Annotated in this window: 24 protein-coding genes; 15 read left to right on the top strand and 9 right to left on the bottom strand. The window is 72.7% G+C overall.

All coding sequences use genetic code 11. The features are described 5' to 3' along the window. The first annotated feature begins 58 nt into the window (after positions 1 to 58). From KO717_RS05550 to KO717_RS05530, 5 genes are read left to right on the top strand one after another with little or no spacing between them, the layout of a single operon-like run. Positions 59 to 1732, top strand: coding sequence for an ABC transporter substrate-binding protein (locus KO717_RS05550; RefSeq protein WP_301364742.1), 1674 nt, complete (start codon positions 59 to 61; stop codon positions 1730 to 1732). After that, positions 1729 to 2691 (top strand): ABC transporter permease, encoded by a 963-nt coding sequence (locus tag KO717_RS05545; protein WP_301364741.1) that lies wholly within the window; start codon positions 1729 to 1731, stop codon positions 2689 to 2691. Before KO717_RS05550 ends, KO717_RS05545 begins: the two co-directional genes overlap by 4 nt. Beyond that, positions 2688 to 3542 (top strand): ABC transporter permease, encoded by an 855-nt coding sequence (locus tag KO717_RS05540; RefSeq protein WP_301364740.1) that lies wholly within the window; start codon positions 2688 to 2690, stop codon positions 3540 to 3542. Before KO717_RS05545 ends, KO717_RS05540 begins: the two co-directional genes overlap by 4 nt. After that, positions 3539 to 4570, top strand: a complete 1032-nt coding sequence (locus tag KO717_RS05535; RefSeq protein ID WP_301364739.1) for an ABC transporter ATP-binding protein — start codon at positions 3539 to 3541, stop codon at positions 4568 to 4570. Before KO717_RS05540 ends, KO717_RS05535 begins: the two co-directional genes overlap by 4 nt. Next, positions 4560 to 5378, top strand: a complete 819-nt coding sequence (locus tag KO717_RS05530; RefSeq protein ID WP_301364738.1) for an ABC transporter ATP-binding protein — start codon at positions 4560 to 4562, stop codon at positions 5376 to 5378. Before KO717_RS05535 ends, KO717_RS05530 begins: the two co-directional genes overlap by 11 nt. A gap of 10 nt (positions 5379 to 5388) precedes the next feature. Here the strand turns inward: KO717_RS05530 and KO717_RS05525 are convergent, their stop codons facing one another. After that, on the bottom strand, positions 5389 to 6057 hold the full coding sequence (locus KO717_RS05525; RefSeq protein WP_301364737.1) for a TetR/AcrR family transcriptional regulator: 669 nt from the start codon (positions 6055 to 6057) through the stop codon (positions 5389 to 5391). Positions 6058 to 6214: 157 nt separating this feature from the next. Between KO717_RS05525 and KO717_RS05520 the strand changes: the two genes are divergently transcribed. Together KO717_RS05520 and KO717_RS05515 are read left to right on the top strand one after the other, a co-directional pair. Continuing rightward, positions 6215 to 7372: an agmatine deiminase family protein gene (locus KO717_RS05520; protein WP_301364736.1), complete on the top strand. Its 1158-nt coding sequence runs from the start codon at positions 6215 to 6217 to the stop codon at positions 7370 to 7372. A gap of 202 nt (positions 7373 to 7574) precedes the next feature. Beyond that, a complete protein-coding gene (locus tag KO717_RS05515) occupies positions 7575 to 9392 on the top strand; it encodes an ABC transporter ATP-binding protein (RefSeq protein ID WP_301364735.1) in 1818 nt (605 codons plus the stop codon). Positions 9393 to 9450: 58 nt separating this feature from the next. On the opposite strand, the gene KO717_RS05510 is transcribed toward KO717_RS05515, so the two are convergent. After that, positions 9451 to 10284, bottom strand: a complete 834-nt coding sequence (locus tag KO717_RS05510) for an alpha/beta fold hydrolase (RefSeq protein ID WP_301364734.1) — start codon at positions 10282 to 10284, stop codon at positions 9451 to 9453. 157 nt (positions 10285 to 10441) lie between these two features. Between KO717_RS05510 and KO717_RS05505 the strand changes: the two genes are divergently transcribed. The 4 genes from KO717_RS05505 to KO717_RS05490 all read left to right on the top strand — a co-directional run bounded on the left by KO717_RS05505 (position 10442) and on the right by KO717_RS05490 (position 14789). Beyond that, on the top strand, positions 10442 to 11308 hold the full coding sequence (locus KO717_RS05505) for a helix-turn-helix transcriptional regulator (RefSeq protein WP_437184471.1): 867 nt from the start codon (positions 10442 to 10444) through the stop codon (positions 11306 to 11308). A gap of 4 nt (positions 11309 to 11312) precedes the next feature. After that, the gene (locus tag KO717_RS05500; RefSeq protein WP_301364732.1) at positions 11313 to 11849 is read left to right on the top strand and encodes an NADPH-dependent FMN reductase; all 537 of its coding nucleotides are present in this window, start codon (positions 11313 to 11315) and stop codon (positions 11847 to 11849) included. Between the two features lie 72 nt (positions 11850 to 11921). Beyond that, positions 11922 to 12659 carry a carbonic anhydrase gene (locus tag KO717_RS05495; protein WP_301364731.1) on the top strand — a complete coding sequence of 246 codons (738 nt, stop codon included), beginning with the start codon at positions 11922 to 11924 and terminating at the stop codon, positions 12657 to 12659. 168 nt (positions 12660 to 12827) lie between these two features. Next, on the top strand, positions 12828 to 14789 hold the full coding sequence (locus KO717_RS05490; protein WP_301364730.1) for a flavin monoamine oxidase family protein: 1962 nt from the start codon (positions 12828 to 12830) through the stop codon (positions 14787 to 14789). A 33-nt stretch (positions 14790 to 14822) separates the two neighbouring features. On the opposite strand, the gene KO717_RS05485 is transcribed toward KO717_RS05490, so the two are convergent. Together KO717_RS05485 and KO717_RS05480 are read right to left on the bottom strand one after the other, a co-directional pair. Then, positions 14823 to 16799 carry a CASTOR/POLLUX-related putative ion channel gene (locus KO717_RS05485; protein ID WP_301364729.1) on the bottom strand — a complete coding sequence of 659 codons (1977 nt, stop codon included), beginning with the start codon at positions 16797 to 16799 and terminating at the stop codon, positions 14823 to 14825. An 80-nt stretch (positions 16800 to 16879) separates the two neighbouring features. Next, positions 16880 to 17461, bottom strand: coding sequence for a hydrolase (locus tag KO717_RS05480; protein ID WP_301364728.1), 582 nt, complete (start codon positions 17459 to 17461; stop codon positions 16880 to 16882). Between the two features lie 69 nt (positions 17462 to 17530). On the opposite strand from KO717_RS05480, the gene KO717_RS05475 reads away from it, so the two are divergent. Further along, the gene (locus KO717_RS05475; RefSeq protein WP_301364727.1) at positions 17531 to 18091 is read left to right on the top strand and encodes a DUF6434 domain-containing protein; all 561 of its coding nucleotides are present in this window, start codon (positions 17531 to 17533) and stop codon (positions 18089 to 18091) included. Positions 18092 to 18112: 21 nt separating this feature from the next. On the opposite strand, the gene KO717_RS05470 is transcribed toward KO717_RS05475, so the two are convergent. After that, complete coding sequence (locus KO717_RS05470; RefSeq protein ID WP_301364726.1) at positions 18113 to 18676, bottom strand: dihydrofolate reductase family protein; 564 nt, start codon at positions 18674 to 18676, stop codon at positions 18113 to 18115. Between KO717_RS05470 and KO717_RS05465 the strand changes: the two genes are divergently transcribed. Further along, the gene (locus tag KO717_RS05465) at positions 18675 to 19835 is read left to right on the top strand and encodes an enoyl-CoA hydratase/isomerase family protein (RefSeq protein WP_301364725.1); all 1161 of its coding nucleotides are present in this window, start codon (positions 18675 to 18677) and stop codon (positions 19833 to 19835) included. The two genes, KO717_RS05470 and KO717_RS05465, sit on opposite strands and share 2 nt — an antisense overlap. Here KO717_RS05465 and KO717_RS05460 read toward each other — a convergent pair. After that, positions 19822 to 20463, bottom strand: a complete 642-nt coding sequence (locus KO717_RS05460; RefSeq protein ID WP_301364724.1) for a TetR/AcrR family transcriptional regulator — start codon at positions 20461 to 20463, stop codon at positions 19822 to 19824. The two genes, KO717_RS05465 and KO717_RS05460, sit on opposite strands and share 14 nt — an antisense overlap. 63 nt (positions 20464 to 20526) lie before the next feature. After that, entirely contained in the window at positions 20527 to 22878 is a 2352-nt protein-coding gene (locus tag KO717_RS05455; protein WP_437184470.1) for an ATP-binding cassette domain-containing protein, read from the bottom strand. 18 nt (positions 22879 to 22896) lie between these two features. Between KO717_RS05455 and KO717_RS05450 the strand changes: the two genes are divergently transcribed. Then, positions 22897 to 23658 (top strand): TetR/AcrR family transcriptional regulator, encoded by a 762-nt coding sequence (locus tag KO717_RS05450; protein WP_301364722.1) that lies wholly within the window; start codon positions 22897 to 22899, stop codon positions 23656 to 23658. Positions 23659 to 23698: 40 nt separating this feature from the next. Beyond that, the gene (locus KO717_RS05445) at positions 23699 to 24490 is read left to right on the top strand and encodes an ATP-grasp domain-containing protein (protein WP_301364721.1); all 792 of its coding nucleotides are present in this window, start codon (positions 23699 to 23701) and stop codon (positions 24488 to 24490) included. On the opposite strand, the gene KO717_RS05440 is transcribed toward KO717_RS05445, so the two are convergent. Both KO717_RS05440 and KO717_RS05435 read right to left on the bottom strand, forming a co-directional pair. Then, complete coding sequence (locus tag KO717_RS05440) at positions 24481 to 25404, bottom strand: SDR family oxidoreductase (RefSeq protein WP_301364720.1); 924 nt, start codon at positions 25402 to 25404, stop codon at positions 24481 to 24483. The genes KO717_RS05445 and KO717_RS05440 overlap by 10 nt on opposite strands. Further along, a complete protein-coding gene (locus tag KO717_RS05435; RefSeq protein WP_301364719.1) occupies positions 25379 to 26641 on the bottom strand; it encodes an MFS transporter in 1263 nt (420 codons plus the stop codon). The genes KO717_RS05440 and KO717_RS05435 overlap by 26 nt, the downstream gene beginning before the upstream one ends. Positions 26642 to 26655: the final 14 nt, after the last annotated feature.

Genomic DNA, 26655 nt, shown 5'->3' with positions numbered 1-26655 from the left:
GCTCCGGCGATCCGCCCGCTCCTCCCCCCGCATCCCTCACGGAATAGAGAGCGCGACGATGACCACCACCCCGCCCCGCACCGGCAGACGCTTCCGCGGCCGGCGCGGCCGGCTCAGCCCCGTTGCCGCGGCCGCGACCGCCGCCCTGACGGCCGTCTCCCTGCTCGCGGCCTGCTCCGGCCCGCCGAAGGAGAAGGCCGGCGGTGTCACCGACGTCAGGCTGTCGGTCTCCACCCCCGAGGCACGCGGCGAGATCGACTCCTTCACCTGGGCCGTGTACGCCGAACCGCCCACCCTCGACTACACGGTGGCCTTCGACTACCCGCAGAACACCGTCCTGTCCAACGTGTGCGAGAGCCTGATGCGCTGGACCCCGGGCCTCACCACGGAGCCCGGTCTCGCCCAGAAGGCGTCCAACCCGGACCCCACCACCTGGGTCTACGACCTGCGCCCCGGCGTGCGCTTCCACGACGGCAAGGAGATGACCGCCGACGACGTGGTCTTCAGCCTCGGACGCCAGAGGGACCCCGACAACGCCGCCGCCTGGGCCCAGGTGTTCCAGAACGTCGCCTCGATCACCAAGAGCGGTCCGCTGCAGGTCACCGTCAAGCTCGACAAGCCCGACTCGCAGTTCCCCCAGTACATGGCCACCGCCGCCGGAGTGGTCGCCTCCAAGGCCGCCGTCGAGGCGGCAGGCAAGGACTACGGCACCACGGGCGGCCTCGGCTGCAGCGGCCCCTTCAAGCTCGGCACGTGGAACAAGGGCCAGTCGATCGAGCTGGAGCGCTTCGACAACTACTGGGGCACCAAGGCCAAGTCGAAGAAGGCCGTCTTCCGTGTCCTGACCGATCCCTCCGCCCGCACGAACGCCATGCTCAGCGGGGAGGCCGACGGCGGCTACCTGATCCCCACCGAGAGCTACGCCCGTCTGCGCGGCAGCGGCACCGGCACCCTCTACTTCGGCGAGGGCCTGAGCACGGTCAACGTCAACGTCACCAACATGCAGGGCCCCCTCGGTGACATCCGCGTCCGCCGGGCGCTGTCCCTGGCGCTGGACCGCTCCGGCTTCGTCAAGGCCGGCCTCGGCGGGGCGGGCACCGTCACCAACTCCCTCACCACCCGCGCCGCCTGGGCCGTCGCCCCCGAGCGCACCCTGAAGACGGCCTTCGACAGCCTGCCGCCCACCGGCCAGGACATGGAGAAGGCCAAGGCCCTGGTCAAGGAGGCCGGCGCCACCGGCAAGACGCTGACCGTGGCCACCAGCTCCATAGGCCAGGACGTCTCCCTCCTCGCCACCGCCGTCCAGGCGGCCGGCACCCAGATCGGTCTGGACATCCAGCTGAAGACGATCGCCCCGAACGCCTTCACCGCACTGTTCACCGACCCCCAGGCGCGCGAGGGCATCGACATGTTCCCGCTCACCTACTACGACTCGATCACCGACCCGCTCGACCTGCTGCAGAACTTCAAGACCGGTGCGTACATGAACTTCGCCGGCTACAGCGACCCCGCGTACGACAAGCTCGTCGACCAGGCGAGCGCCGTCTACCCGGTCGAGCAGCGGATGGACCTCGAGGCGAAACTGCAGCACCACGCCTCGGAACAGCTGCTGTGGATCCCGGTCGCCGAGTGGCCCACCGCGCTGTTCATGAACAAGCGCATCACCGGCGCCCCCACCACCATCTCGTACATGTACTACCCGTGGGCCGCCGACGTGGGGGCCGCGCAGTGAGTTTCGTCAGATTCGCGCTCCGGCGGGTGGCGGAGATGGCCGCCACCCTCCTGACCGCCTCGTTCGTGGTCTTCGGGGCCATGTACCTGGCGCCGGGCAACCCGGCGAGCTTCCTGCTCGCCGGCCGCTCGGCCTCCCCGGAGGCCCTCGCCTCGATCAACGCCCAGTACCACCTGGACGACCCCTTCCTCGTGCGGTACTTCCGGTGGCTGGGTGACGTACTGCAGGGCGACTTCGGGCGGTCGATCACCTACCGCACCGATGTCTCGCGGCTGCTGGCGGACCGCCTGCCCACCACCCTGCTGCTGATCGTGATGTCGCTCGTCGTGGTCGTCGCCGCCGGCCTCCTCCTCGGCCGGATCGCCGCCGTCCGCGGCGGGGCCACCGACTCCGCCGTCCTCGTCACCACGACGTTCGCCGTCGGCACCCCGTCCTTCGTCGCGGCGGTCCTGCTCCAGGGCCTCTTCGCCGTCAACCTCGGCTGGTTCCCCAGCAGCGGGGCGGGGGACGGGGGCCTCGGCGACATGCTCTGGCACCTCACGCTCCCCGCCGTCGCCCTCGCGCTCTACCTGATCGGCATGCTCGCCCGGGTCACCCGCTCCGCCATGCTCGAAGCCCTCGACAGCGACCACGTCACCGTCGCCCGCAGCCGGGGTGTCCCCGAACGCCAGGTCATCGAGCGCCACGTGTTCCGCAACTCGCTCGGCACCGTCCTGACCACAGGCGGCCTCATCGTCTCCACGCTGCTGGTGTGCACCATCCTGGTGGAGACGGCCTTCAGCATCGGCGGCATCGGCCAGCTCCTCGAACTGTCCACCACCACCAAGGACTTCCCGACCGTCCAGGCGATCTCCCTGATCATCGTCGCCCTCTTCATGATCGTGAACCTGATCGTGGACCTGCTGCTGCCCCTGGTCGACCCCAGGGTCACCCTCGGATCGAGGAGCGCCGCCGTATGACCGCCGTCCTCACCCGCCGGCCCGGCCTCTCCCGGATCCGCGCCGCCGGCTCCCCGCTCCACCTGGTCTGCCTGGTGCTCGTCGCCGTCGTCGTCCTGGCCGCCCTGCTCGCACCCTGGGTCGTACCCCACGACCCCAACGCCGTCGACCTCGGCAACGCGCTGGCCGCACCCTCCGCCGCGCACCCGTTCGGCGTGGACGCGGCCGGCCGTGACACCCTCTCCCGGCTGCTGCTCGGCGCCCGCACCTCGCTGCTCGGACCGCTCGGAGTCGTCGTCTTCTCCACCGTCGCCGGCATCGCCATCGGCACGGCGGCGGCCTGGCGGGGCGGCTGGATCGACTCCGTGCTCTCCCGCAGCACCGAGCTCGTCTTCGCCTTCCCCGGCATGCTGCTGGCCATCCTGATCATCTCGGTCTACGGAGAGGGCCTGCTCGCCCCGGTCATCGCCCTCGCCGTGGCCTACCTGCCCTACGTCAGCCGCCTCACCCGCTCCCTGGTCCTGGCCGAACGGGCCCGCCCGTACGTCAGCGCCTACCAGGTCCAGGGCCACTCGGCGCTGCAGATCTGCCTGCGCCACATCCTGCCCAACATCGCCCCCGTCGTCCTCGCCCAGTCCACCATCAACTTCGGCTACGCCCTGATGGACCTGGCCGGACTGTCCTTCCTCGGGCTCGGCGTCCCCGCCCTCACCCCCGACTGGGGCCGCATGGTCTTCGACGGCCAGACCGCCATCCAGCACGGCTACCCGCTGTCCGCGATCCTGCCCTGCGCCTTCATCGTGCTGACCGTGGTCGCCTTCAACGTGGTCGGCGAACGCTGGGCCGACCGTATAGCCAGGAGGGCCCGATGAGGCCGCCGCAACCGCCGCAACCGCACCCCACGCAACCGACGCAACCGACGCCCACCCTGGACATCCGGGGGCTGCGGATCACCCTGCCCGGTACCGCCCGGCCCGTCCTCGACGGCGTCGACCTCACCGTCTCCACCGGTGAGACCGTCGCCCTCGTCGGCGAGTCCGGCTCCGGCAAGAGCCTCACCTCGCGCAGCGCGCTGAACCTGCTGCCGCCCGGCGCCGTCGTCGAAGGAGCCGTACGGGTCGGCGGCGAGGACGTCCTCACCATGACCGCCGACCGGCTGCGCACCGTACGCGCCTCCGCCGTGGCCATGGTCTTCCAGGACCCGCGCGCCGCCGTCAACCCGCTGCGCCGCATCGGGGACTTCCTCACCGAGAGCGCCACCCTGACCCGGGCCATGAGCCGGGCCGAGGCGACCGCGCGCGCCACCGAGCTCCTGGAGGCCGTGGGCCTGGACCCGGCGGTGCTGCGCAAGTACCCCGGCCAGGTCTCCGGCGGCATGCTCCAGCGCGTGGTGATCGCGGCGGCCCTCATGGGGGACCCCTCCCTCCTGCTGGCCGACGAGCCCACCACCGCGCTGGACGTCACCTCCCAGGCCGAGGTCATCTCCCTGCTGGCCGGGATCCGCGCCCGCTTCGGCACCGGCCTGCTGTTCGTCACGCACGACCTCGACCTCGCGGCGGCCATCAGCGACCGCGTCTACGTCATGTACGCGGGCCGGATCGCCGAGAGCGGGCCCGCCGAGGCCCTCTTCGCGCACCCCCGGCACCCGTACACGGCCGCCCTGCTGGCCTCCACCCCGCGGATGGACGGCCCGCGCGGCCGGCTCGCCGCCATCGAGGGCCAGCCGCCGGACCTGCGCCAGGCCCTCCACGGCTGTGCCTTCGCCGCCCGCTGCCCGCTCGCCACGGAGGTCTGCGACCAGCAGGTGCCCCTGCCGGTGGCCGCCCCGGGCCGGCCGGGGCACCTGGCCGCCTGCCACCACAGCGACCGGCTCGAAGGGAGCACCGTCGATGCCCGATAACGGACTTCCCGACAACGTCCTGGAGGTCACGGGGCTGCACCGCTCCTACGGAGCCGTGCGCGCCGTGGACGACGTGTCCTTCGTCCTCCCCGAGGGCGGTTCGCTGGGGATCGTGGGGGAGTCCGGCTCCGGCAAGACCACCACCGCGCGGATCGTCGTCGGCCTGGAACGTGCCGACGCGGGCGAGGTCCTGGTCGGCGGCCGGAACCGGACCGCGCGCGGCGAGGGCCGCGGCCGTGCGCGGCGCCTGGCCCGCGCCCGTGAGGTCCAGATGGTCTTCCAGGACCCGTACCTCTCCCTCGATCCCCGGACCAGTGTGGAGGCGGCCCTGCGCGAGACCCTGCGCCTGCACTTCCCGGGCCGGGACCACGCGGTCCGGATACGGGAGTTGCTCGATCAGGTGGGTCTGGGCACCCGGGCCGCCGACGCCCTGCCGCGCCAGCTGTCCGGCGGCCAGCGCCAGCGCGTCGCCATCGCCCGGGCCCTGGCCGTCGAGCCGTCCGTCCTGGTCCTGGACGAGGCGGTCGCCGCGCTCGACGTCTCCGTACAGGCGCAGATCCTCAACCTGCTCGCGGACATCAGGGAGCAGACCCGTATCGGGTACCTCTTCATCACCCACGACCTGGGCGTCGTACGGTGCGTCACCGACGAGATCGTCGTCATGCGCCGCGGCCGGATCGTGGAGGCGGGCGCCACGGCCGAGGTGCTGGCCGCGCCCCGGCACCCCTACACCCGGCTGCTCCTGGAGTCGGTGCCGCGCCCGGGATGGGACCCGGAGGCGATCGCCGCGGCCCGGCGGGCGCTGTAGGCCGTGCCGGTCACGGCCCGGATCCGGATCCGGCTCCCGCTCCGGCTCCCGCGGCGAGGGTACGGATCAAGGTCCGCAGGACCGGCCCCGTACCGCCGTCGGCGCCCAGGGAGTCCATGGCCGCCAGGCCGTCCACGGCTGCGGCCACGGCCAGACCCAGGGGGCGTGGGTCGAGGTCCCCGCCTCGTTCGTCGGCCAGGACCTGGAAGAGGGCGACGAAGCAGGCGCGCCAGCGCCGGTACTCGGCTTCGAGGCTCTCCCGGACCCGGGCGTCGTTCAACGCCTGCCAGTGCAGGGCGGAATGGAGGTGGGAGAGCTCGGCACCCTCGGGCCGGCCGAGCAGTTCGACGACCCGTTCGGCGCGCTCGGCGAAGGGTCCGGTGCCGGACACCGCCGCCTCCAGCGGCATGATCCATTCCGGGCGGATGTCCTCGATGACCGCGAGGACGAGATCCGTCCGGTCCTGGAAGTGGTAGTGGCACATCCCATGCGAAACGCCTGACAGAGCGGCGACGTTGCGGGTGGTGAAGCCCTCGCTCATCTCGCCCGCGAGCAGGGTCCGCGCGGCGGCGATCAGTCGCGCCCGCGTCTGTTCGCCCTTCGCCGAGGCCCGAGGCCGGCCGGCCCTTGCAGGGGGAGCGGCCGGCCGGCCCCCGGAGTCCTTCGCGACAGCTGCCATGACGTCACTCTAACCAGCCTTCGGTCCGCGACCTGGGGCTTTCCGTGATCCACCGGAATGACCTCGTCCAAACTATTGACCGAGCGCTTGGCCAGTTTTAGCTTTCCGGTCAACCCCGCTGCCCCCGCGGGGAGTTGAGCCATCGGAGGACCCCCACATGAACGATCACGCAGTGAACCGGCCCGCAGGCGAGGGCATGGGCAGACGCAGGTTCCTGGCAGCGGCGGGACTCACCGCCGCCGCGGCCGCACTGGCGGCGACCGAAGGGCGGGCCGGGGCCGCGTCCGCGCCCCGTCCGGCGGCGGCGGGCGCCTTCCGGGTGCCCGTCGAGGACGTCCGGCACACCCGCACCTGGATGGCCTGGCCGGACTCCACCTCCATCTGGGGCAGCACGCTCGGCGGCGTCCAGCAGGACATCGCGCTCATCGCACGCACCATCGCCAAGTACGAGCCGGTCTACATCTGTGCCAACTCCGCCAGTGCGGCCAAGGCCCGCTCGATGTGCGGCTCCACCGTCACCGTCATCAGCACCATCCCCGTCGACGACTGCTGGATGCGCGACACGGGACCCGTCTTCCGTACGAACGGATCCGGCGGTCTGGACGCCGTCGGCCTCAACTTCAACGGCTGGGGCAAGAAGCAGGCCCACTCCCGGGACAACCTGGTCGCCGGCCGGATCGCCTCCTACGTCGGGGTCCCCTTCACCGCCGCAACCCTGGTCGGCGAGGGCGGCGCGGTCGAACAGGACGGCGCCGGCACCCTGATGGCCACCCGCAGCAGCCTGATCAACAAGAACCGCAACCCCGACAAGTCGCAGGCGCAGATCGAATCCGCCCTGCTCGCCGCCTACGGCGCCACCAAGGTCATTTGGTTCGACGGGGTCAAGGGCCAGGACATCACCGACGACCACGTCGACGCGACCTCGCGCTTCCTCGCCCCCGGCAGGGCCGCCGTCCAGATGCCCCTGGCCTCGGACAACGACGTGTACGCCAAGGACGCCCGCCAGCAGTACCAGATCCTCTCCGCGTCCACCGCGGCCGACGGCACCCGCATGGCGGTCGACCAGATCCAGGGCCCCGACTACAACAAGATCCGCTCCACCAACCCGGACTTCCTCGCCTCCTACGCCAACTACTACCTGTGCAACGGCGCCGTCATCAGCGCCCACTTCGGCGACACCCGCGCCGACACCGCGGCGAAGGCCACCCTGGCCCGGCTCTACCCCGGCCGCACCATCGAGCAGCTCAACATCGACCGGCTCGGCACCGGCGGCGGCGGCATCCACTGCGTCACCCAGCAGCAGCCCGTCCCGTAACCGACACCCACCCCCACCACCCACAGCAGAGCGCCAAGGACCACGGGGCCGTTCCGGAGCCATCCGGAACGGCCCTTCACCGTTTCCGGGCACGAACAGGTACGAGATACCGCCATTCGGGAAAATCCTTGGACCGCGCCAACGCCGCCACGGGACACTTCGGTTCCTGCAAGCCGTCCGCACACGAACGCACAGGGTTGTCATGGGAACGCCTGAACCACCCGAAAAACGACCGGGCAAGGGCCCGGTACTCCTCGCACTTCGCTACTACGGACGGGAGTTGGCCCGCCTCAAACGGCTGACCGCACCCGCGATGCTGCTCCCGGCGCTGGGCAACATCGGCATCAACTACATCGCGCCGCTGATCGTCGCCAAGCTCGTCGGCCGCATCGCCGGAGGCGGCAGCGCCACCGTCGACGCGATGCTGCCGTACGTCCTCTCCTTCGCCGGGGTCCTGCTCCTCGCCGAGGCGCTGTGGCGCCTGGGCCTGCACTGCCTCAACCGCCTCGACGCCCGCGGCATCGAGCACCTGTACGTGGTCGGCATGGACGAACTGTTCGCCAAGGACGCCGCGTTCTTCCACGACAACTTCGCCGGTTCGCTGACCAAGCGGGTGCTGAGCTTCGCCTCCCGCTTCGAGGAGTTCGTCGACACCCTGACCTTCTCGGTCATGGGCAGCTTCGTCCCCCTGGTGTTCGCCTCCGTGGTGCTGTGGCAGTACGACCCGCTGCTCGTGGCCGGACTCCTGGTCCTGATCGCCGTGACGGCGCTGGGCGTGGCGCCGCTGATCCGGCGCCGCCAAGGCCTCGTCGCCCAGCGCGAGGAGGCGATCGCCCGGGTGTCGGGCCACGTCGCCGACAGCCTGATGAACATGGACACCGTCCGGGCCTTCGCCGCCGAGGAACGCGAAGCGGCCGAACACCGCTCGCGCGTCGCCGAATCACGCCGGCTCACCCTGCGCTCCTGGGACTACGGCAACCTGCGCATCGACACCCTGGTCGCACCGATGTCCGTACTGACCAACGCGCTGGGCCTGCTGCTCGCCGTCACGCTCGGCGGGGGAGAGCACGGCGTGGAGGCCATCATCGTCGCCTTCACCTACTACGCCAGCGCGACGCGGATCATGTTCGAGTTCAACCAGATCTACCGCCGGCTGGAGAGCTCCATGACGGAGGCCGCGCAGTTCACCGAACTGCTGCTCACGCCGCCGACCGTACTCGACCCGGCCGTCCCCGAGCCGCTGCGGCCCGGTTCCTCCGACGTCCGCTTCGAGCGGGTCACCTTCGCCCACGGCGGAGGCAAGCCGCTCTTCGACGGCCTCGACCTGAACGTGCCCGGCGGCACGAAGATCGGCCTCGTCGGCCGGTCCGGGGGCGGCAAGACCACGCTCACCCTGCTGCTGATGCGGATGACGGACATCGAATCCGGCCGGATCCTGATCGGCGGCCAGGACATCACCCGACTGCGCCAGGCAGACCTGCGCAGCCTGATCGCCTACGTCCCGCAGGACCCGGCGATGTTCCACCGCACCCTGCGGGAGAACATCGCCTTCGCCCGGCCCGACGCCACCGAGGCCGAGATCCGCCGCGCGGCCGAGGCGGCGCACGTCACGGAGTTCACCGACGCGCTGCCCGACGGCTTCGACACGATGGTGGGCGAGCGCGGCGTCAAGCTGTCCGGCGGACAGCGCCAGCGCGTCGCGCTCGCCCGCGCGATCCTGCGCGACGCGCCGATCCTGCTCCTCGACGAGGCGACCAGCGCCCTGGACTCGGAGAGCGAGATCCTCGTCCAGGAGGCGCTGTGGCGGCTCATGGAGGGCCGGACGGCCCTCGTGGTGGCACACAGGCTGAGTACGGTCGCGAACATGGACCGGCTCGTCGTCCTCGACCGCGGACGCATCGTCGAGCACGGCACGCACCAGGAACTGCTCACCTCGGAGGGCGCCTACGCGAAGCTGTGGCAGCACCAGTCGGGGGGCTTCCTCGACGACACCTCCGCCGCGCGCTCCGACGTGCACTGACCGCGGGCCCGGCCTGCCGGGACCGCCCCGTGATCCGCCGTGCCCGTCGCGCGGCGGATCACGGGGCGGGCACGAACCCGGCCACCAGCCGCACGAATTCGTCCTCCTTCTCGAAGAACGCCACGTGCCCGGCGTCGATCTCGGCGTAGCGGCTGTGCCCGATCGCCGCGTGCAGGGCGCGGCTGTTCTCCACCGGGACGGTGATGTCCTGGGTGCAGCCGATCACCAGCGTCTCGGCCTGGATGCGCGGCAGCAGCCCGCGGATGTCGATGCGGGTGTCGAGGTCGACGTGGCGCAGGGTGCCGGGGGTGGGCGGCATGTTGGGGATCAGCAGTTCCACCTGTTCACGGCCGATCGCGTTGAGGAATCCGCGGCTGAAGCCGGTCATGGCGACGGCGCGGCCGAAGGCGGCCGGGTCGGAGGTGCCGAGCTGCTTCCACAGGACGAAGAGGTTGCGCAGGTACTCGTCGCTGTCGGTATGGGCCCATCCGGCGACCAGGATCAGGCGGCGTACGAGGTCGGGGCGCAGCGCGGCGACCGCTGCGGACACCGGCGCGCCCATGGAGAAGCCCAGCAGGTCCACCGGACCCGTGTCCGCGTCCTCGATGACGGCGATGACCTGGGCGGCCAGGCCCTCCACGGTCAGAGGCCCCCCGTCGTCCACGGTGCGCTCGGTCCCCGAGAGGTCCGGGGTGATGACGGTGCGGCCGGCGGTGAAACGAGGCAGCAGCCGGCCCCAGTTCACGGCGGATCCGCCCGATCCGGTGCCGTGGACGAGCATGAGCGCGGGGCCCGAGCCGGTGCGGTCGTAGTGCACCCGGGCGTCGGCGACCTGCACGGTCGCGGTACGGGTGGCGGTACGGGTGGCGGTGGCGGTGGCCTGGGCGGACATGGCGGCTGCTCCTTCTGGTGCGGTGGGGTCACCGGGAACCTTCGCTCCGGCTCCGCCCACAGTGCCGCCGCCGTCCCACAGGCGGGAGAGCCTGCTCGAACCTAGGACCGGGGATCCCAGGAGGCGTCCCGGCGGGCGCTCGGACCCGTGCGGCAGAATGATCGACATGACGATCGACCGCCGGGAACTCGCCGACTTCCTCCGCCGTTCGCGTGACCGCGTGCGACCGTCGGACGTGGGGCTGGTCGCGGGACCCCGGCGGCGGACGGCGGGGCTGCGGCGCGAGGAGGTCGCCCACCTCGCCGGGATGTCGGCCGACTACTACATGCGGATGGAGCAGGCCCGCGGCCCGCAGCCGTCACCGCAGATCCTCTCCTCGCTGGCCCGCGCCCTGCGGCTCAGCGACGACGAACGCGACCACCTCCACCTGCTCGCCGGCCACCGCCCGCCCGCCGGGCGGGCCGGTGGCGACCGGGTCGGCGCGGGCCTGCTGCACCTGCTGGACCAACTGCCCGGCACCGCGGCCCAGGTACTGAGCGACCTGGGCGACGTCCTGGCCCAGAACGACCTGGCGCGGTCGCTGCTGGGCGATGTGTGCACGGTCTCCGAGCACGGCCGCAACGTGATCTGGCGCTGGTTCGCCGACCCGGCCGCGCGGGACGCGTACCCGGCCGAAGAACACGACCACTACAGCCGGCTGCACGTCGCGGACCTGCGCGCCGCCGTCGCCCGCCGGGGCGTCGCCGATCCGGTGGCCGGCCGTCTGGTGGAGCGGCTGCGGGAGGCCTGCGAGGACTTCGCCGGCCTGTGGGACCTGCACGAGGTCGCCGTCCGGCGCCGCAGCCGCATGCGCGTCGTCCACCCGGTCGCCGGTCCCGTCGACCTCGACTGCCAGGTGCTGCTCGCCCAGGAGGAGGACCAGCGCCTCGTGCTCTTCACCCCGCCGCCCGGCTCGGACACGGCCGACCGCCTCGCCCTCCTCCGGGGCGTCGCCACCGTACGAATCCCCTCGGAAGCAGGCTGACCGGATGTCCACGCCACCCCTGATCCTGCTGCTGTCCGGAAGCCTGCGGACCGGTTCCTCCAACGAGTCCGTGCTGCGCACCGCGCAGGCCGTGGCCCCCGCGCACGTGCGCACCGAGCTCTACGGGGGCCTGGCCGCCCTCCCGCACTTCAACCCCGACGACGACACCGACCCGCTGCCGGCCCCGGTGGCGGAGCTGCGCGCGGCGATCGGCGCGGCGGCGGCGGTCCTGATCTGTACCCCGGAGTACGCGGGCACCCTGCCGGGCTCGTTCAAGAACCTGCTCGACTGGACGGTCGGCGGTACCGAGATCTGCGACAAGCCCGTGGCCTGGGTCAACGCGGCCGCCGCCGGCCGGGGCCGGGGTGCGGAAGCCACGCTGCGGACGGTACTGGGCTACACCGGCGCGGACATCGTGGAGCCGGCCTGCGTGAGCATCCCGGTGGACCGGGGCACGGTCGGTGCGGACGGGGTCATCACCGACGAAGGGGTGCGCGAGCGGCTCGGCGCGGTGCTCGCACGGCTGCTGACGCCCCGCTGAGAGGACCCACCCGGATCCCGTCCGAGAGCGGCACCCACCCCGCAGGGGTTAATATGCGTATTTTGTTCAGATATGAGCATCCCTGTTGAACGCCGCGGCGTCCAGGGGCGGCGTCGGCTGCTCCGGGTGGTACTGACCGGCACGGTGGCCCTGGGAGCCGGCCTGGTGGGCGGTACCCCCCGGACACCCGGGGCCCCCGTCACCGGGGGCCCCGGACGGGTCCGGCCCGCCACCCCCGCTTCCGCGCTGCGGGAACTGGAGACGGGCAACGCGCGCTGGCGGACCCTGCACGAGCGGCACCCCGACGAGACCCGGACCGTGCGCCAGACGCTGGTCGGCGGCCAGCACCCCTTCGCCGTCGTGCTCGGCTGCGTCGACTCCCGCGTCCCCCCGGAGCTGGTCTTCGACCAGGGCCTGGGCGATCTGCTGACCGTACGGTCGGCAGGGGAGGTCCTGGACGAGGCGGTGCTCGGCAGCATCACCTACGGGGTCCTCGAACTGGGCATCCCGCTGGTCGTCGTCCTCGGCCACCAGTCGTGCGGGGCGGTCGCCGCGGCCGTCCGGGCCGACGAGGGCGGGGCCCCGCTGCCGGGCCACATGCAGTACCTGGTCGACCAGATCCACCCGGCGATCGACCGCACGCTGCGCGGGGCCGCGCGGATCGACGCGGCGATCACCGCGAACGTACGGCTGGTGCGGGCGCGGCTCGCCGCGGAACCGGAGCTCGCCGCCAAGGTCGCGGCCGGGCACCTGGCCGTCGTCGGAGCCCGGTACGAACTCACCAGCCAGCGGGTGCGCCGGGTCGCCTGACCCGCCGAAGCCGCCGAAGCCGCCGGATCCGGCGGGACGGGCCGGCCCGGCCCGGCACGAATCCCAGTTCGTCAGCACCGGGAGCCCCGCACCGCACGTGCGGGTGATTGTTTCCCGCCCGGGCGCCTTTGGGCGCTCAAGGCGCCGGGGGGCCGGGAGAGTTGATACATGATCATCGAACCCGTGCCCGCGCCCGATCCCACGCCCGGCCCCTCCGGCGAGCCCGCCCCGGCGCCCGCCCGCCGCCCCTCCCGCCGTACCGTCATCGGCGGTGCGGCCGCCGTCGCGGGAGTCGGCGCCCTGTCGGTCGCCGCCGCCTCCGCCGGGACCCCGCAGACCCCGTCCGGCTCCGCGCGCCCCGACTGGGAGACCTGCCTCACCATCGCCCGGGCCGTCCTCGTACGCGACGACGACGACGAGCCGCTGGTGCCCCGTTACTCCGACATCCTGCTGAAGAACGGCCTGCCCCGGTCCCGTACCCGCAAGAAGGTACTGATCGTCGGCGCCGGGCCCGCCGGACTCACCGCCGCCCACCTGCTGCGCGAGGCCGGACACCAGGTTACCGTCATCGAGGCCAACGGCAACCGGGTGGGCGGCCGGATCAAGACCTTCCGTACCGGCGGCCACGAGAAGTCCGCGGCCCCCTTCGCCGACCCGAAGCAGTACGCCGAGGCCGGCGCGATGCGCATTCCCGACAGCCACCCCCTGGTCACCGGGCTGATCGACAGCCTCGGCCTGAAGCGGCGGCGCTTCCACCTGGTCGACGTCGACGGGTCGGGCCGCCCCGCCTACCGTACGTGGATCTTCGTCAACGGCATCCGCGTCCGCCGCGCCGACTACGCGCGCAGCCCGCAGGCCCTCAACAAGTCCTTCGGGGTCCCGGCGGCCTACGAGGCCCTGCCCGCCGCGCAGATCGTCCGCAACGCCTTCGCCCCCGTGCGCAAGGAGATCGAGGGCAAGAAGGACAAGCAGCTCGTCGAGGGCTGGGCCCGCGTGATCCAGCGCTACGGCCACATGTCGATGTACCGCTACCTGACCGAGGAGGCGAAGCTCGACGAGCGGACGATCGACCTGATCGGCACCGTCGAGAACCTCACCTCCCGCCTGCACCTCGCCTTCGTGCACAGCTTCATCGGGGCCTCGCTGATCAGCCCGGACACCGCCTTCTTCGAACTGCCCGGCGGCACCGCCACCCTGGCCGACGCCCTCTACGCCCGCGTCGACGACCTCGTCCGGCTCGACCGCCGCGCCACCCGGATCACCCACGGGGAGGGCGGGGTCAGCATCGAGACCGTCTCCGAGGGCCGCGGCGGCAGCCCCGTACGGCGCGAGACCTTCACCGGCGACACCGCGATCATCACCGTGCCCTTCTCCGGGCTGCGCCACATCCCGGTCGCGCCCGCGCTCTCGTACGGCAAGCGGCGCGCGATCACCGAGCTGCACTACGACGCGGCGACCAAGGTCCTGCTCGAATTCAGCCGCCGCTGGTGGGAGTTCGACGAGGCCGACTGGAAGCGCGAACTGGAGGCCGTCCAGCCAGGCCTGTACCGCAAGTACCAGCTCGGGCAGACCCCGGCGGACGGCACCCTGCTCGGCGCGCACTCGTCCGTGTCCGACCGCGGCATCTCCAGCGGGCAGCGGGCGCACTACGCGGCCTGCCGGGCGGTCACGCGTGACCAGCCCGAGGCGGCCCACGTCATCGGCGGCGGCTCGGCCACCGACAACCCCAACCGCTTCATGTTCCAGCCCTCCTACCCCGTCGAGGGCAGCGCGGGCGGCGTCGTGCTCGCCTCCTACAGCTGGTCGGACGACGCCCTGAAGTGGGACTCCCTGGACGACGAGGAGCGCTACCCGCGCGCGCTCGCCGGGGTGCAGGAGGTGTTCGGGCAGCGGATCGAGGTGTTCTACACCGGCGTCGGGCGCACCCAGTCCTGGATGCGTGACCCGTACGCCTACGGCGAGGCCTCCGTGCTGCTGCCCGGCCAGCACACCGAGCTCTTCCCCCACGTCCGCAAGGCCGAGGGGAACCTGCACTTCGCCGGGTGCCACACCTCCGTCAAGCCGGCGTGGATCGAGGGAGCCCTGGAGTCCGCGGTACGCACCGCCCTGGAGGTCCACTCGACGCTCTGACGGCCACAGCCGCGGCCACGGGCGGCGGTCGCCTCAGCTCTCGGCGAGCACGATCAGCCAGTCGTGCTCGCCGAAGCGGACCCGCTGCCCCTTGTCCGGATTGAGCCGCACCCCGTACGCGGGGCCCGCGGCGGCCTCGGCGTGCAGCCGGTAGCCGACCGCGCATTCACGGCGCCGGCGGGCCGACTCGACGAGGGTCGCGAACGCCACCTCGCGACCGGTGCGCACGTAGTCCGCGACGGGCTTCAGGTGCAGCTCGTTCCCCTCCGCCTCGAACAACTCCTCGAAGACGTCGGCGAGATAGGGGCTCTCCGAGATCTGGGTCATGAGGAGACTGATCAGCCGGCCGCTGACGATGAAATCGGCACCCTCCCGGGCGGGCGCCAGCAGCCGGTTGCCGTCGTCGGACATCTCCGTGGTGAGTGACAGCTCCCGCCCCGCCGCCTCACCGATGGCCCGCAGATGCAGCAGGGTGACCAGCGTCCGGTCGTCCGTCTCCGTCCCGGTCTCCGGAGCGAGGCCGAGGTCGATCGCGCGGGCGGGCATCGGCGCCGCCGCGTGGAGCAATGGCCCGTGGCCCGTCTCGCCGATGACGATCACACTGTCGTACGAGGGCACGTCCAGCTTGGCCAGCAGCTCGGGATCGGTGATGTCCCCGCTGCGGAAGGACACTTCGAGGCGGCTGCGTACCCCGGTGGCGGCGCCGGCGGCGGCGCACGCACTCACGTCGTCGGCGAGCGATACGACGTCCAGCGTGGTCCCGGGGCCGACGAACTGGTCGAGCTGCTCCACGAGGAGCGGCGCGCGGCGGTTCCAGCCGAGGAGGAGCAGCCGTTCGGCCTCGGGCGTCCTCGGGCGGGCCGTGACGATCGCGTCCTCGTCGACGAACGAGGACGCGTCCGCCGGTACGGCCGTGTCGTCGTCCTCGGAGATGAGGACGATCCGGTCGCCCGCGCCGATCACCGTACCGGGGTCCGGATTGAGCGTGACGCGGCCGCCGGGGTGCAGCAGGCCGACCACCGAGGAGGTGGTGAACGCCAGCAGGGCCTCACCGAAGGTGCGTCCGGCGAGGCCGTGGGCGGCGGCGGTGTAGAACTCGTCGCCGGCGAAATCGAGGAGTTCCTGGTAGACGAGCGACAGACCGGGCTCGCGGGCGGTCTGGACGAGGAGCCGGGCGATGATGTCGTCGACGCACAGGACGTGCCCGCCGGGCCCGGCGGCCAGGCGGGCGGTGAGATGGTTGCGGGTGTCGCGCACGGCGGCGACCACCACCGCCCCGCCGGGCTCGGGGACCGCGGCGCCGAGGGCGAGCAGTGTCTTCACCACCTGGGCGTCACCGTTGTCCCCCTCGGGGGGCAGGACGAGCACGGCCTTCGCGGTCCGCGGACTCACCCGGGCCAGCTCCGCGGGGTCGGTGGTGCGGCCGTTGCGGCAGATGATCCGCGTCGTGCCGGTGCCGGTGCCGGTGCCGGTGCCGGCGATGGAGGTGGAGATCTCCTCCTCCATCTCCACCTTGTCCTTCGGCGCGAGGACGGCGACGGCAGACCTGCGCAGGTTGGCGTTCGCGGCCACCAGCTCCCCGACCACCGGGAAGATCTGGTCCGACCAGCCCAGCAGGACGGTGTGCCCGGATTCCAGCACGGTGGAGTGCCCGCGGCGCAGCAGCATGATGCGCCGGTTGATGCCGGTGGTGATCAGACCGACCAGCGTGGACACGAACAGCAGGGCGGTCAGGGCAAGGGCCACGGAGGCCAGTACGTAGAGGGGGGAACCGACCGCGCCCCCGATCTTGAGCGTCTGCCCGACACTGACCCAGACGGCGGTGAGCCGGCCGGAGAGGGTCGCCGGGGCGGCCCGGTCGGCCCAGACGAGCACCGTGCTCGCCGGGACCACGACGGCGAGACAGGCCAGGGCGAACCAGCCGATGAGCGCGGTGGTCCCTCCTGCGACCAGATGGTCGAACCGGTACCGAAGACGCAGCCGTAAGGACGTCGTGTGCCGCTGCGCCATGAGAACTCCCTCGCCTTCCGGTCTGCTAACCCGTGGGCGCCCGCCCGGTTACGGGTGAACCGCCCCCGGAGCGCGTCCGGTCAGGAGTCCAGGGCCGCGATGATCTCGTCCGTGGTGCTGACCTTGCCGATGCGGGGGAAGATCTTGCCGAACGTGTGGGCGTGCGAGTCGGGGTCGGTGTCGGCGGTGGCGTCCTCCGCGAAGACCAGGTCGTAGCTGAGCTCCCACGCCGTACGGGCGGTGGACTCGACGCCGACGCTGGTGGAGATGCCGGCCAGCACGATGCGGTGGATGCCGCGGCGGCGCAGCTGGAGGTCGAGTTCGGTACCGGTGAAGGCGCCCCAGTGGCGTTTGGTGACGACCACGTCCCCGAGGGCGGCGAGCTCGGCCGGGATCTCGGAGAAGGCGGCGGGCGGGGCGGCGGCCGGGCCGGGGCGGTCCACGTTCGCGGTGGGCAGGTCACCGCCGTCCGGGGACCACGCCACCTTGACCAGGACCACGGGCAACCGGTGGGCGCGGAACGCCTCGGCGAGCGCGATCCCCTTCCCCAGGATCTCGGGGGTGGGCTTGGCGGCGGGCCGGTCGAGGATGCCCGTCTGGAGGTCGATGAGCACGAGGGCCGTGTCTCCGCCGAGGGTGAGGCGGTGGGGTTCTGCGGTCATGGGTTCTCTCCTCGGGAGACGGTGGGGGAGTGCGGGCCGGAGGGTCGGCACCGCACATAGAATGGGAACGTGAGTACGAATACGGGGGAGACCCGGCCCGCCCTGACGGCCGCGCTGACCGGGGCCGAGCTGCTGCGCTGGTACTGGACGCTGGCCGAACTGAGCGCGCTCGCGCGGGAGATGGGGATTCCGGCCGGCGGCGGCAAGGCAGCCGTCACCGCGCGGCTCGCCGCCGCCCTCGACGGACTTCCCGCGCCCGCCGCCCCGGCGGCCCCCGCACCCCGCCGCGCCGGGCGCCAGCTGGCCGCCCCCGTCACCGGCGCGACCGTGATCCCGCCGGGCCAGCGCTGCAGCCAGGTGCTGCGCGCGTACTTCGTCCGCGAGATCGGACCCGGCTTCCACTTCGACGCCTTCATGCGCGACTACGTCGCCGGGCACGCGGGGCACACCCTCGCCGACGCCGTCGCCCACTGGTACGCGACCCGCGCACGGGCGGCCGAACCCCAGGAGGTGGGCGCGCAGTTCGAGTTCAACCGGTTCCTGCGCGCCTGGCACGCCCGGCACCCGGACGGGACCCGTGCACAGGCCCTGGCCGCGTGGCAGGCCCACCGGGCCCGCCCCCGCGACTGAGCCAGGACGCACCCCGGCACGTCACGCGCGCTCGTAGCGCAGCAGGACGACGCCGTTGCCGAAGGTGTGGGTGTCCGTGTGCCGCAGGGCCGCCGGAGCGTAGTCGAGGGTGGGGAAGAGCGGCGTGCCGCGCCCGATCCGCACCGGGTGCACGTAGATCCGGTACGCGTCCACGAGGTCCTGGCGCAGGAAGGAGGCGGCGAGATCCGCCCCGCTCAGCGTCAGGTCGCCGCCCGGGGCCGCCTTCAGCGCGGCGACCTCCTCGGGCACGACGTCCCGCACGACCGTGGTGTTCCACTCGGCCGACCGCAGGGTGCGCGAGTACACGTACTTGGGCATGGAGCGCCAGATCTCGGCGAACTCGGCCACCGTGCCGGCGTTCGCGGGATCGGCGTCGGCGGTCGGCCAGTAGTCCGCCATCAGCTCGTGCGTGACGCGTCCGCTGAGGAAACCGCCCATCGGGCGGAGGACGTCGTTCATGTGCTGGTGCAGCTCTTCGTCGACGCAGTGCCAGTCGATCTGCCGGTCCGGCCCCTCGATGTACCCGTCGAGCGACACCCCGGCCATCAGCACGATCTTCCGCATGACAGCCCACGGTACGCCCCGGGAGCGCCCGGCGGCGGGAGCGGCGCGGGCCGCGGTGATACTGGCCGGTGTGAAGACCGAAGACGTGCAGCCGGAAGACGCGGACACCGTGCTGTTCCACACCGACGGCAGGACCGGGGTGGTCACCCTCAACCGCCCCAGGGCCCTCAACGCCCTCACCCACCCCATGGTGATCCGCATCGACGAAACCCTCGCCGCATGGGCGGCCGACCCCGCCGTCCAGCAGGTGCTGATCCGCGGCGCCGGTGAGCGCGGCCTGTGCGCCGGCGGGGACATCCGCGCCATCCACGACGACGCCAAGGCCGGGAACACCGCCTCCGCCGGCTTCTGGCGCGACGAGTACCGGCTCAACGCCCGCATCGCCCGCTACCCCAAGCCGTACGTCGCCCTCATGGACGGCATCACCATGGGCGGCGGCGTCGGCGTCTCCGCCCACGGCTCGGTCCGGATCGTCACCGAACGCTCCCGCGTCGCCATGCCCGAGACCGGCATCGGCTTCGTCCCCGACGTCGGCGGCACCTACCTGCTCGGCCGCGCGCCCGGCCACCTCGGCACCCACCTCGCCCTCACCGGCACCGCGGTCGGCGCCGCCGACGCGCTGCTGTGCGGGCTCGCCGACCACTTCGTACCGGCCGAGCGGCTCCCGGAGCTGACCGCCGCCCTCGCCGGCGCACCCGCCCCCGAGGTGCTGCCGCGGTACGCCAGCACCCCGGGGCCCGGGGAACTCGCCGACCGGCGCGGCTGGATCGACCACTGCTACGCGGCCGACACGGTCGAGGAGATCGTGGAGCGGCTGCTCGGCCAGGGGGAGCCCGCCGCCAAGGAGGCCGCCGAGACGATCCTGGCCAAGTCCCCGACCGCCCTCAAGGTCACCCTCGCCGCGCTGCGCAGGGCCGCGGAGCTCGGCCCGCTGGAGCGGGTGCTGGCCCAGGAGTTCCGGGTCTCCTGCAACGGGCTGACCGCGCCCGACCTCGTCGAGGGCATCCGGGCGCAGGTCGTCGACAAGGACCGCGCCCCGCGCTGGTCCCCTGCGACCCTGGCCGAGGTGACCGAGGCGGACGTGGAGCGCTTCTTCGCCCCGCTCGGGGAGGACCGCGAACTGTGCCTGCCGCCGCCGGAAGACCTCAGACGCGGCTGAGCCGCATCTCCAGGCCGTCCAGGACCCGCTGGAGTCCGTAGTCGAAGTTCTCCTCGCGCAGCTTCCGCGGGTCCCGGCCCTCCGCACACTCCTGCTCGCTGCGCCCGCTGCGGGCGAGCCGCGAGAGGTGGGCGGCCTCGCCGGTCGTGGCGCCGACCACGTAGGAGATGACCGCCTTCATGGCCCGGTCCGCCTCGTCCGCCGGGAAGCCGGCCGTCCGGAAGAGCGCCAGCATCCGTTCTCCCGCGCGCATCAGGTTCGGGCCGAGGTGCGCCGGCCCCACCCGGCCGAGCACCGAGGCCACCCAGGGGTGGCGCAGGGCCATCGCGCGCAGGCCGTGGCCGCCGCGCGCGACGGCATCGCGCCACTCGCCGGGGCTCGCCGCGCCGGGCACCTCCAGCTCGCCGTACACCTCGTCCACGACCAGCTCGATCAGCTCGTCCTTGCCCGTCACGTGCCGGTACAGGGAGGTGGCGGCGGCGCCCATCCCGGTGCCGAGCCTGCGCATGCTCAGCGCGTCGATGCCCTCGGCGTCGAGCAGCCGGACGGCCGCCGCGACGATCAGGGCCCGGCTGAGCGCGGGCTGCTGCTCCTTGCGGCGCGGGCGCGTCCGCTCGTCTGCTGACATGCCGCCAGCCTAGCCGACCGTGCGAACGCCGTACGCAGCCGGCGTACGGCGTCCGGCGCCGTGTCACGAGCCCAGGTACTCCCGCAGGTGACGGGCGGTCAGGGTGTCCGCCCCGGCCACCAGGTCAGCCGGAGTTCCCTCGAAGACGACCTCGCCGCCGTCGTGGCCGCCGCCCGGGCCGATGTCGATCAGCCAGTCGGCGTGCGCCATCACCGCCTGGTGGTGCTCGATGACGATCACCGAGTTCCCGTCGTCGACGAGCCGGTCCAGCAGGGCCAGCAGCTTGTCCACATCGGCCATGTGCAGGCCGGTCGTCGGCTCGTCCAGGATGTACGTCGAGGACTTCTCGGCCATGCTGATGGCGAGCTTGAGCCGCTGCCGCTCACCGCCCGACAGGGTGTTGAGCGGCTGTCCGAGCCGCAGGTACGACAGGCCCACGTCGGCCAGCCGGCCGAGGACCGCGTGCGCCTGCCCGGTGGGGAAGAACGTGTGCGCCTCCGCGACCGGCATGTTCAGCACCTCGCTGATGTTCTTGCCGCGCAGCCGGTACGTCAGCACCTCGGGCGTGAACCGCCGGCCCTCGCACTCCTCGCAGACCGAGGCCACCGCGGCCATCATCGCCAGGTCCGTGTAGACCAGCCCGAGGCCGTTGCACTTCGGGCAGGCGCCCTCCGAATTCGCGCTGAACAGGGCCGCCTTGACCCCGTTGGCCTTGGCGAACGCGGTCCGGATCGGCCCCAGCAGCCCGGTGTAGGTGGCCGGATTGGACCGGCGCGAGCCGCGGATCGGCGACTGGTCGGCCACCACCACCCCGTCCCGCCCGGCCAGGTACCCGTGGATCAGCGAGCTCTTGCCCGACCCGGCGACCCCGGTCACCACCGTCAGCACCCCCAGCGGCACCTCCACGCTGACGTCCTTCAGGTTGTGCAGATCGGCGTCCTTGACCGACAGGTGCCCGCGCGGGACGCGCACCGGCTCCCGCAGCCGCGCCCGGTGTCCGAGATGGCGCCCGGTGAGCGTGTCGGAGGCCCGCAGCCCGGCCACGTCCCCGGTGTAGCAGAGCCGCCCGCCTGCCGTGCCCGCGCCCGGGCCGAGATCGACGACGTGGTCGGCGATCGCGATGACCTCGGGCTTGTGCTCCACCACCAGCACGGTGTTGCCCTTGTCGCGCAGCCGCAGCAGGAGGTCGTTCATGCGCCGGATGTCGTGCGGGTGCAGACCGGTGGTCGGCTCGTCGAAGACGTACGTGACGTCCGTGAGCGAGGAGCCCAGGTGCCGCACCATCTTGACCCGCTGGGCCTCGCCGCCGGACAGGGTGCCGGAGGGCCGGTCCAGGCTGAGGTATCCCAGGCCGATCTCCACGAGGGAGTCGAGCAGGTCCCGCAGCCCGGCGAGCAGCGGGGCGACGCCCGGGTCGTCGATCCGGCGGACGAACGAGGCCAGGTCGCTGATCTGCATCGCCGAGCACTCGGCGATGTTCACCCCGTCGATGCGCGAGGACAGCGCGGCCGGGGACAGGCGCGTGCCGCCGCAGTCGGGGCAGTCGGTGAACACCACGGCGCGGTCGACGAAGGCCCTGATGTGGGGCTGCATCCCTTCGCGGTCCTTGGACAGGTACGTCCGCTGGATCTTCGCGACCAGACCTTCGTAGGTGAAGTTGCCCGAGCCGGACTTCACCTTCACCGGGCTCATGTGTAGGAAGTCGGCCCACTCCCGCTCCGAGAAGTCCTTGAGGTTGGTGTCGGCGGAGTAGAAGCCGGAGTTGGCCATGATCTGCCAGTACCAGGTGTCGACGGCGAAGCCGGGCACGGTGATCGCGCCCTCGTTGAGCGAGAGCTCGCGGTCCACCAGCTGGTCCACGTCGATGTCCGAGACCTGCCCTATGCCCTCGCAGCGCGGGCACATGCCGTCCGGGGCGTTGAAGCTGAAGGCGCCGGCCGCGCCGATCTGCGGGACGCCGAGGCGGGAGAAGACGATCCGCAGCATGGTGGAGGCGTCGGTGGCGGTGCCGACCGTGGAGCGGGAGTTCGCGCCCATCCGCTCCTGGTCGACGACGATGGCGGCGCTCAGATTGTGCAGCCCGTCCACGTCGGGCCGGCCCGAACTCGGCATGAAGGACTGGATGAAGGCCGTGTACGTCTCGTTGATCATCCGCTGTGACTCGGCGGCGATGGTGCCGAAGACGAGCGAGGACTTGCCGGAGCCGGAGACGCCGGTGAAGACGGTCAGCCGGCGCTTGGGGATGTCGAGGGAGATGTCCGCCAGGTTGTTCTCCCGCGCTCCGCGGACCTGGATGACCTGATGACTGTCGGCGGCGATCTGCACGGAACTCCTCGCGGTTGCGGTGGCGCGCTGGCGGCGTTTCGAGCTTACTTTATACGCTGTATTCTGTACGGTGTAGTGAATTAATGGCATGCGCTCGGAGGGCCGGACATGGCGAAGGACCGCAGTGGGGCGGGCGACCCCGCCCGCACGCTGGAGCTGCTGTGGCGCGGGACCGGAGCGCCGGCCCGGCCCGGCCGGCGCGGCCCGCGGCAGGGCCTCACCGTCGACGCCGTGGTCCGCGCCGCGACCGAACTCGCCGACGGGGCCGGACTGGCCGCACTCACCATGCGCGCCCTGGCCGAGCGCCTGGGCGTGACCCCGATGACCCTCTACACGTACGTCCCCGGCAAGGCCGAACTCCTCGACCTCATGCTGGACGAGGCGTACGGGCGCATGGAACGCCCGGCACCGGACGCGGGGGAGCCCTGGCGCACCAGGGTCACCCGCGTGGCCGAGGGCAACCGGGACCTGCTCACCCGGCACCCCTGGATCGCGGATCTGCCCGTCACCCGCCCGCCGCTGGGCCCGGGGGTGATCGGGAAGTACGAGTACGAACTGGCCGCCTTCGAGGGCATCGGCCTCACCGACACCGAGATGGACGCGGCCCTGACGCACCTCCTCGGCTTCGTCCACGCGAACGCCCTGGCAGCCGCCGACGACGCCGCGCACAACAGCCGCCAGAGCCAGGACGAGTGGTGGGCCGTCACGGCCCCGCTGCTGGATCGGGTCCTGGACCCCGAGCGCTACCCGCTCGCCGGCCGCGTCGGCAGCGCGGTCGGCGGCTACCATCCGCAGGCGCTCTGGTCCTTCGGTCTCCGGTGCGTCCTGGACGGCCTGGCCCACCTGATCGACTCCCGCCCGGCGCGGTAATCGGCCGGGCCGCCCGCGCGGGCCGGGGCATCATGGCCGCATGACCGGTGATCGTGTTCTGCTCCTCGCCCCCCGCGCCTCCGACACGCGGCTCCGCCTCGCCGAGGCGGCCACGGGGCGCGGGCTGCGTGCGGTGACGGCGGAGGGCTGGAGCCCGCCCGACGGCGCACAGGGCGCCGGGCGCACCCACCTCTACGGCGGGCCGCTGCTGGCCGACAAGGTGGCCCGCGAACTGGACGTCACCGCGCTGGAACCGCCCGCCGACTGGCTCGCGCGGCTGCCGCTCGCGCTGACCGGGCGCCGGGTCGAGGCGGTCACCCTGGCCGAGGCCCGGCGACTGCGCCGGCCGGCCTTCGTCAAACCGCCGACCGACAAGTTCTTCCCGGCCCGGATCTACCCGGACGGCTCGCGGCTGCCCGGCCCGGACGCCTTCGACGACGACCTTCCGGTGCTGGTCAGCGACATCCTCCGGTTCGACCGCGAGTACCGGCTCTTCGTCCTGGACGGAGCCGTGCACGACGGCAGCCGTTACGCGGTGGGGCCCAGGCTCGACCCGGCGCCGCTCGCCCTGGACCCGTACGCGGCGGAGGTCCGCGCCTTCGCCGCCGAACTGCTCGCGGCGGCCGACGGCTCACTGCCGTCGGCCGCGGTGGTGGACGTCGGCCTGCCGGACGGCGGCGGATGGGCGGTCATCGAGGCCAACCCGGCCTGGTCCAGCGGAGGGTACGCCTGCGACCCGGAGCGGGTGCTGGACGTCGTGCTGCGGGCCGCCGGGCCCACGGCCGAAACCGCCCCGGCGGACCTGCCGTTCGCCCGGACCGCTCAGCGGTAGCCCGTGGTGTCCGCGGGGCGGTCCGGGTCCTGGACCTCGACCATGTAGCGCCAGGCGTCCGGGCGGCTCCCGTCGAGGTCGGTGAAACCGTACTCCCGGGCCAGCTGCCCGCTGGAGAGGGACCGGCCGTTCCAGCGGGCCACCTCCGGGTCCGCGGCGAGGGCCGCGACCGCCCGGCCCACGTACGACGGGGTCTCGGAGATCCCGAAGTGCGGGACCTTGTCCAGCGCGTCCCGCCAGTTCGCCTCCGTCACCCCGAACGTGTCGAGCATCATCTCCGAGCGCAGCCAGCCCGGCGTCAGCGCCACCGCCGTCGCCCCCCGCGGCCCCAGCTCGTGCCCCAGCGCGAACGCCATCCGCAGCACCGAGGACTTGGCGATGTCGTAGAAGAAGGACACCCGGTAGCGGCTCGCGTTGTACTCGGCGGTTCCGTCCGTCATCTCCACCACCAGACCGCCCGGCTCGCGCAGCAGCAACGGCACCGCGAAATGGCTGGTGACCGCATGGGTCTCCACGGCCAGCCGCATCAGCCGCAGCCCCTTGTCCAGGTCGTGCTCCCAGACCGTGCTGTCCCACTCGAAGAGCAGCTCCCCGCCCCAGATGTCGTTGACCAGGACATCCAGGCGGCCCTGCTCCGCGTCGATCCGACCGACCAGGGCCTCGACCTCCGCCGGCACCAGATGGTCGGCGACCACGGGGATGCCCCGCCCGCCCGCCGCGGTGACCAGCTCGGCCGTCTCCTCGATCGTCTCGGGCCGGTCGTACTCCGACCGCCTGCCCCGGGTGCTGCGCCCCGACACGTACACGGTCGCACCCTGCGCGCCCAGCTGGACGGCGATGCCCCGGCCCGCGCCGCGCGTCGCCCCGGCCACCAGGGCCACCCTGCCCTCAAGAGTCCGCTGTGTTTCCGGCATGCCCCGACCCTACGACGGCGACCGCCGCCAGCGACAGCAACAGCCCGGCCGCCGCCAGAACAAGTGCCGGGCCCGGCCCCCACAGGGTCCAGGCCGAGCCGAAGAGCAGGGAACCCGCGAACCGGGCCAGCGCCTGGGCCGTCTGGAGCACCGCGAGCCCGGTCGTGCGCAGCTCCGCGGGCAACAGCGGCCCGGCGGCCGCCATCAGCACCCCGTCGGTGGCCGCGTAGAACAGGCCCAGCGGCGCGAGCACACCGGCGGCCAGCAGCGCCCCGGCCGGCAGCGGGGCCAGGAGCAGCAGGCAGGCGCCGAGCAGCAGCACGTGCCCGCCGAGGAAGACCCGGCGCCGGCCCAGCCGGTCGGCGAGCCGGCCCACGGGCAGCGCGGCCATCAGGAAGACGGCCGCCGTGCCGACGGGCAGCAGCGGGAAGTACGCGGCCGACAGGTCGAGCCGGCGCTGGAGCAGCAGGTAGAGGAAGGCGTCGCCGACGGTGAACAGGCCGAGCACGACGGCGGTCAGGCAGAGCCCCCGCAGGCCGGGCAGGCGCAGCAGGGTGCGTACCGGGGGCAGGGCAGGACGGGCCCGGGCCGGCGCTGGAGTCCGCTCCGGGGCCTCCCGGACGAAGAGCGCGAGCAGCACCACGCCCAGGACGGCGACGCAGCAGCTCACGGTGAACACGGCCTCGTACCCGTCCACCGCCACCCACAGCACCCCGAACGCGGCCAGCGGCCCCAGCAGGGCGCCCGCCGTGTCCAGCGCGCGGTGCACCCCGAAGGCACGGCCCTGCTCCCCGGGCGGAACGGACAGCGAGATCAGCGCATCGCGCGGGGCGGTGCGCAGGCCCTTGCCGGTCCGGTCGGCGGCGAGCACCGCCGCCACCGACCAGGGGGTGGCGACGGCGAGCAGGGCCGCCTTGCAGGCGGCGGAGAGCGCGTAGCCGGTGCCCGCGACGAGCTTGTGGCGCCGGGTGCGGTCGGCGATCCGCCCGCCCGCGAGGCGGAGCACCGCGGTGGCGCCCTGGTGCAGACCGTCCAGGGCGCCGAACGCGAGCGGGGACATGCCGAGTCCGGCCATCAGGTACAACGGCAGGACGGCGGTGACCATTTCCGCGGAGACGTCCGTGACCAGGCTGACCAGCCCGAGCGCGAACACCGTGCCGGGGACGGCCCGCAGGGGGCCCTTCGGGGCCGGGGTGTCCCCGGCGATGTCCGAGGCCCGGCTGGTCGACAGGTACACGGATGCCTCCGGAG

Origin of the sequence: Streptomyces xanthophaeus, assembly GCF_030440515.1 — a bacterium.
GTDB lineage: Bacteria > Actinomycetota > Actinomycetes > Streptomycetales > Streptomycetaceae > Streptomyces > Streptomyces kutzneri.
The sequence above is the reverse complement of the archived record's forward strand: the minus strand, read 5'-3'. Positions and strand labels throughout refer to the sequence as shown.

Bases quoted from the DNA above. Each gene is read 5' to 3' on its own strand.
- KO717_RS05470 (WP_301364726.1), bottom strand. From the start codon at position 18,676: ATGCGGAAGATCGTGCTGATGGCCGGGGTGTCGCTCGACGGGTACATC.
- KO717_RS05495 (WP_301364731.1), top strand. From the start codon at position 11,922: ATGAGCATCCCTGTTGAACGCCGCGGCGTCCAGGGGCGGCGTCGGCTG.
- KO717_RS05445 (WP_301364721.1), top strand. From the start codon at position 23,699: ATGACCGGTGATCGTGTTCTGCTCCTCGCCCCCCGCGCCTCCGACACG.
- KO717_RS05440 (WP_301364720.1), bottom strand. From the start codon at position 25,404: ATGCCGGAAACACAGCGGACTCTTGAGGGCAGGGTGGCCCTGGTGGCC.
- KO717_RS05465 (WP_301364725.1), top strand. From the start codon at position 18,675: ATGACAGCCCACGGTACGCCCCGGGAGCGCCCGGCGGCGGGAGCGGCG.
- KO717_RS05490 (WP_301364730.1), top strand. From the start codon at position 12,828: ATGATCATCGAACCCGTGCCCGCGCCCGATCCCACGCCCGGCCCCTCC.
- KO717_RS05520 (WP_301364736.1), top strand. From the start codon at position 6,215: ATGAACGATCACGCAGTGAACCGGCCCGCAGGCGAGGGCATGGGCAGA.
- KO717_RS05515 (WP_301364735.1), top strand. From the start codon at position 7,575: ATGGGAACGCCTGAACCACCCGAAAAACGACCGGGCAAGGGCCCGGTA.
- KO717_RS05480 (WP_301364728.1), bottom strand. From the start codon at position 17,461: ATGACCGCAGAACCCCACCGCCTCACCCTCGGCGGAGACACGGCCCTC.
- KO717_RS05510 (WP_301364734.1), bottom strand. From the start codon at position 10,284: ATGTCCGCCCAGGCCACCGCCACCGCCACCCGTACCGCCACCCGTACC.
- KO717_RS05550 (WP_301364742.1), top strand. From the start codon at position 59: ATGACCACCACCCCGCCCCGCACCGGCAGACGCTTCCGCGGCCGGCGC.
- KO717_RS05535 (WP_301364739.1), top strand. From the start codon at position 3,539: ATGAGGCCGCCGCAACCGCCGCAACCGCACCCCACGCAACCGACGCAA.
- KO717_RS05500 (WP_301364732.1), top strand. From the start codon at position 11,313: ATGTCCACGCCACCCCTGATCCTGCTGCTGTCCGGAAGCCTGCGGACC.
- KO717_RS05450 (WP_301364722.1), top strand. From the start codon at position 22,897: ATGGCGAAGGACCGCAGTGGGGCGGGCGACCCCGCCCGCACGCTGGAG.
- KO717_RS05460 (WP_301364724.1), bottom strand. From the start codon at position 20,463: ATGTCAGCAGACGAGCGGACGCGCCCGCGCCGCAAGGAGCAGCAGCCC.
- KO717_RS05525 (WP_301364737.1), bottom strand. From the start codon at position 6,057: ATGGCAGCTGTCGCGAAGGACTCCGGGGGCCGGCCGGCCGCTCCCCCT.
- KO717_RS05455 (WP_437184470.1), bottom strand. From the start codon at position 22,878: ATGCCATTAATTCACTACACCGTACAGAATACAGCGTATAAAGTAAGC.
- KO717_RS05505 (WP_437184471.1), top strand. From the start codon at position 10,442: ATGATCGACATGACGATCGACCGCCGGGAACTCGCCGACTTCCTCCGC.
- KO717_RS05540 (WP_301364740.1), top strand. From the start codon at position 2,688: ATGACCGCCGTCCTCACCCGCCGGCCCGGCCTCTCCCGGATCCGCGCC.
- KO717_RS05485 (WP_301364729.1), bottom strand. From the start codon at position 16,799: ATGGCGCAGCGGCACACGACGTCCTTACGGCTGCGTCTTCGGTACCGG.
- KO717_RS05530 (WP_301364738.1), top strand. From the start codon at position 4,560: ATGCCCGATAACGGACTTCCCGACAACGTCCTGGAGGTCACGGGGCTG.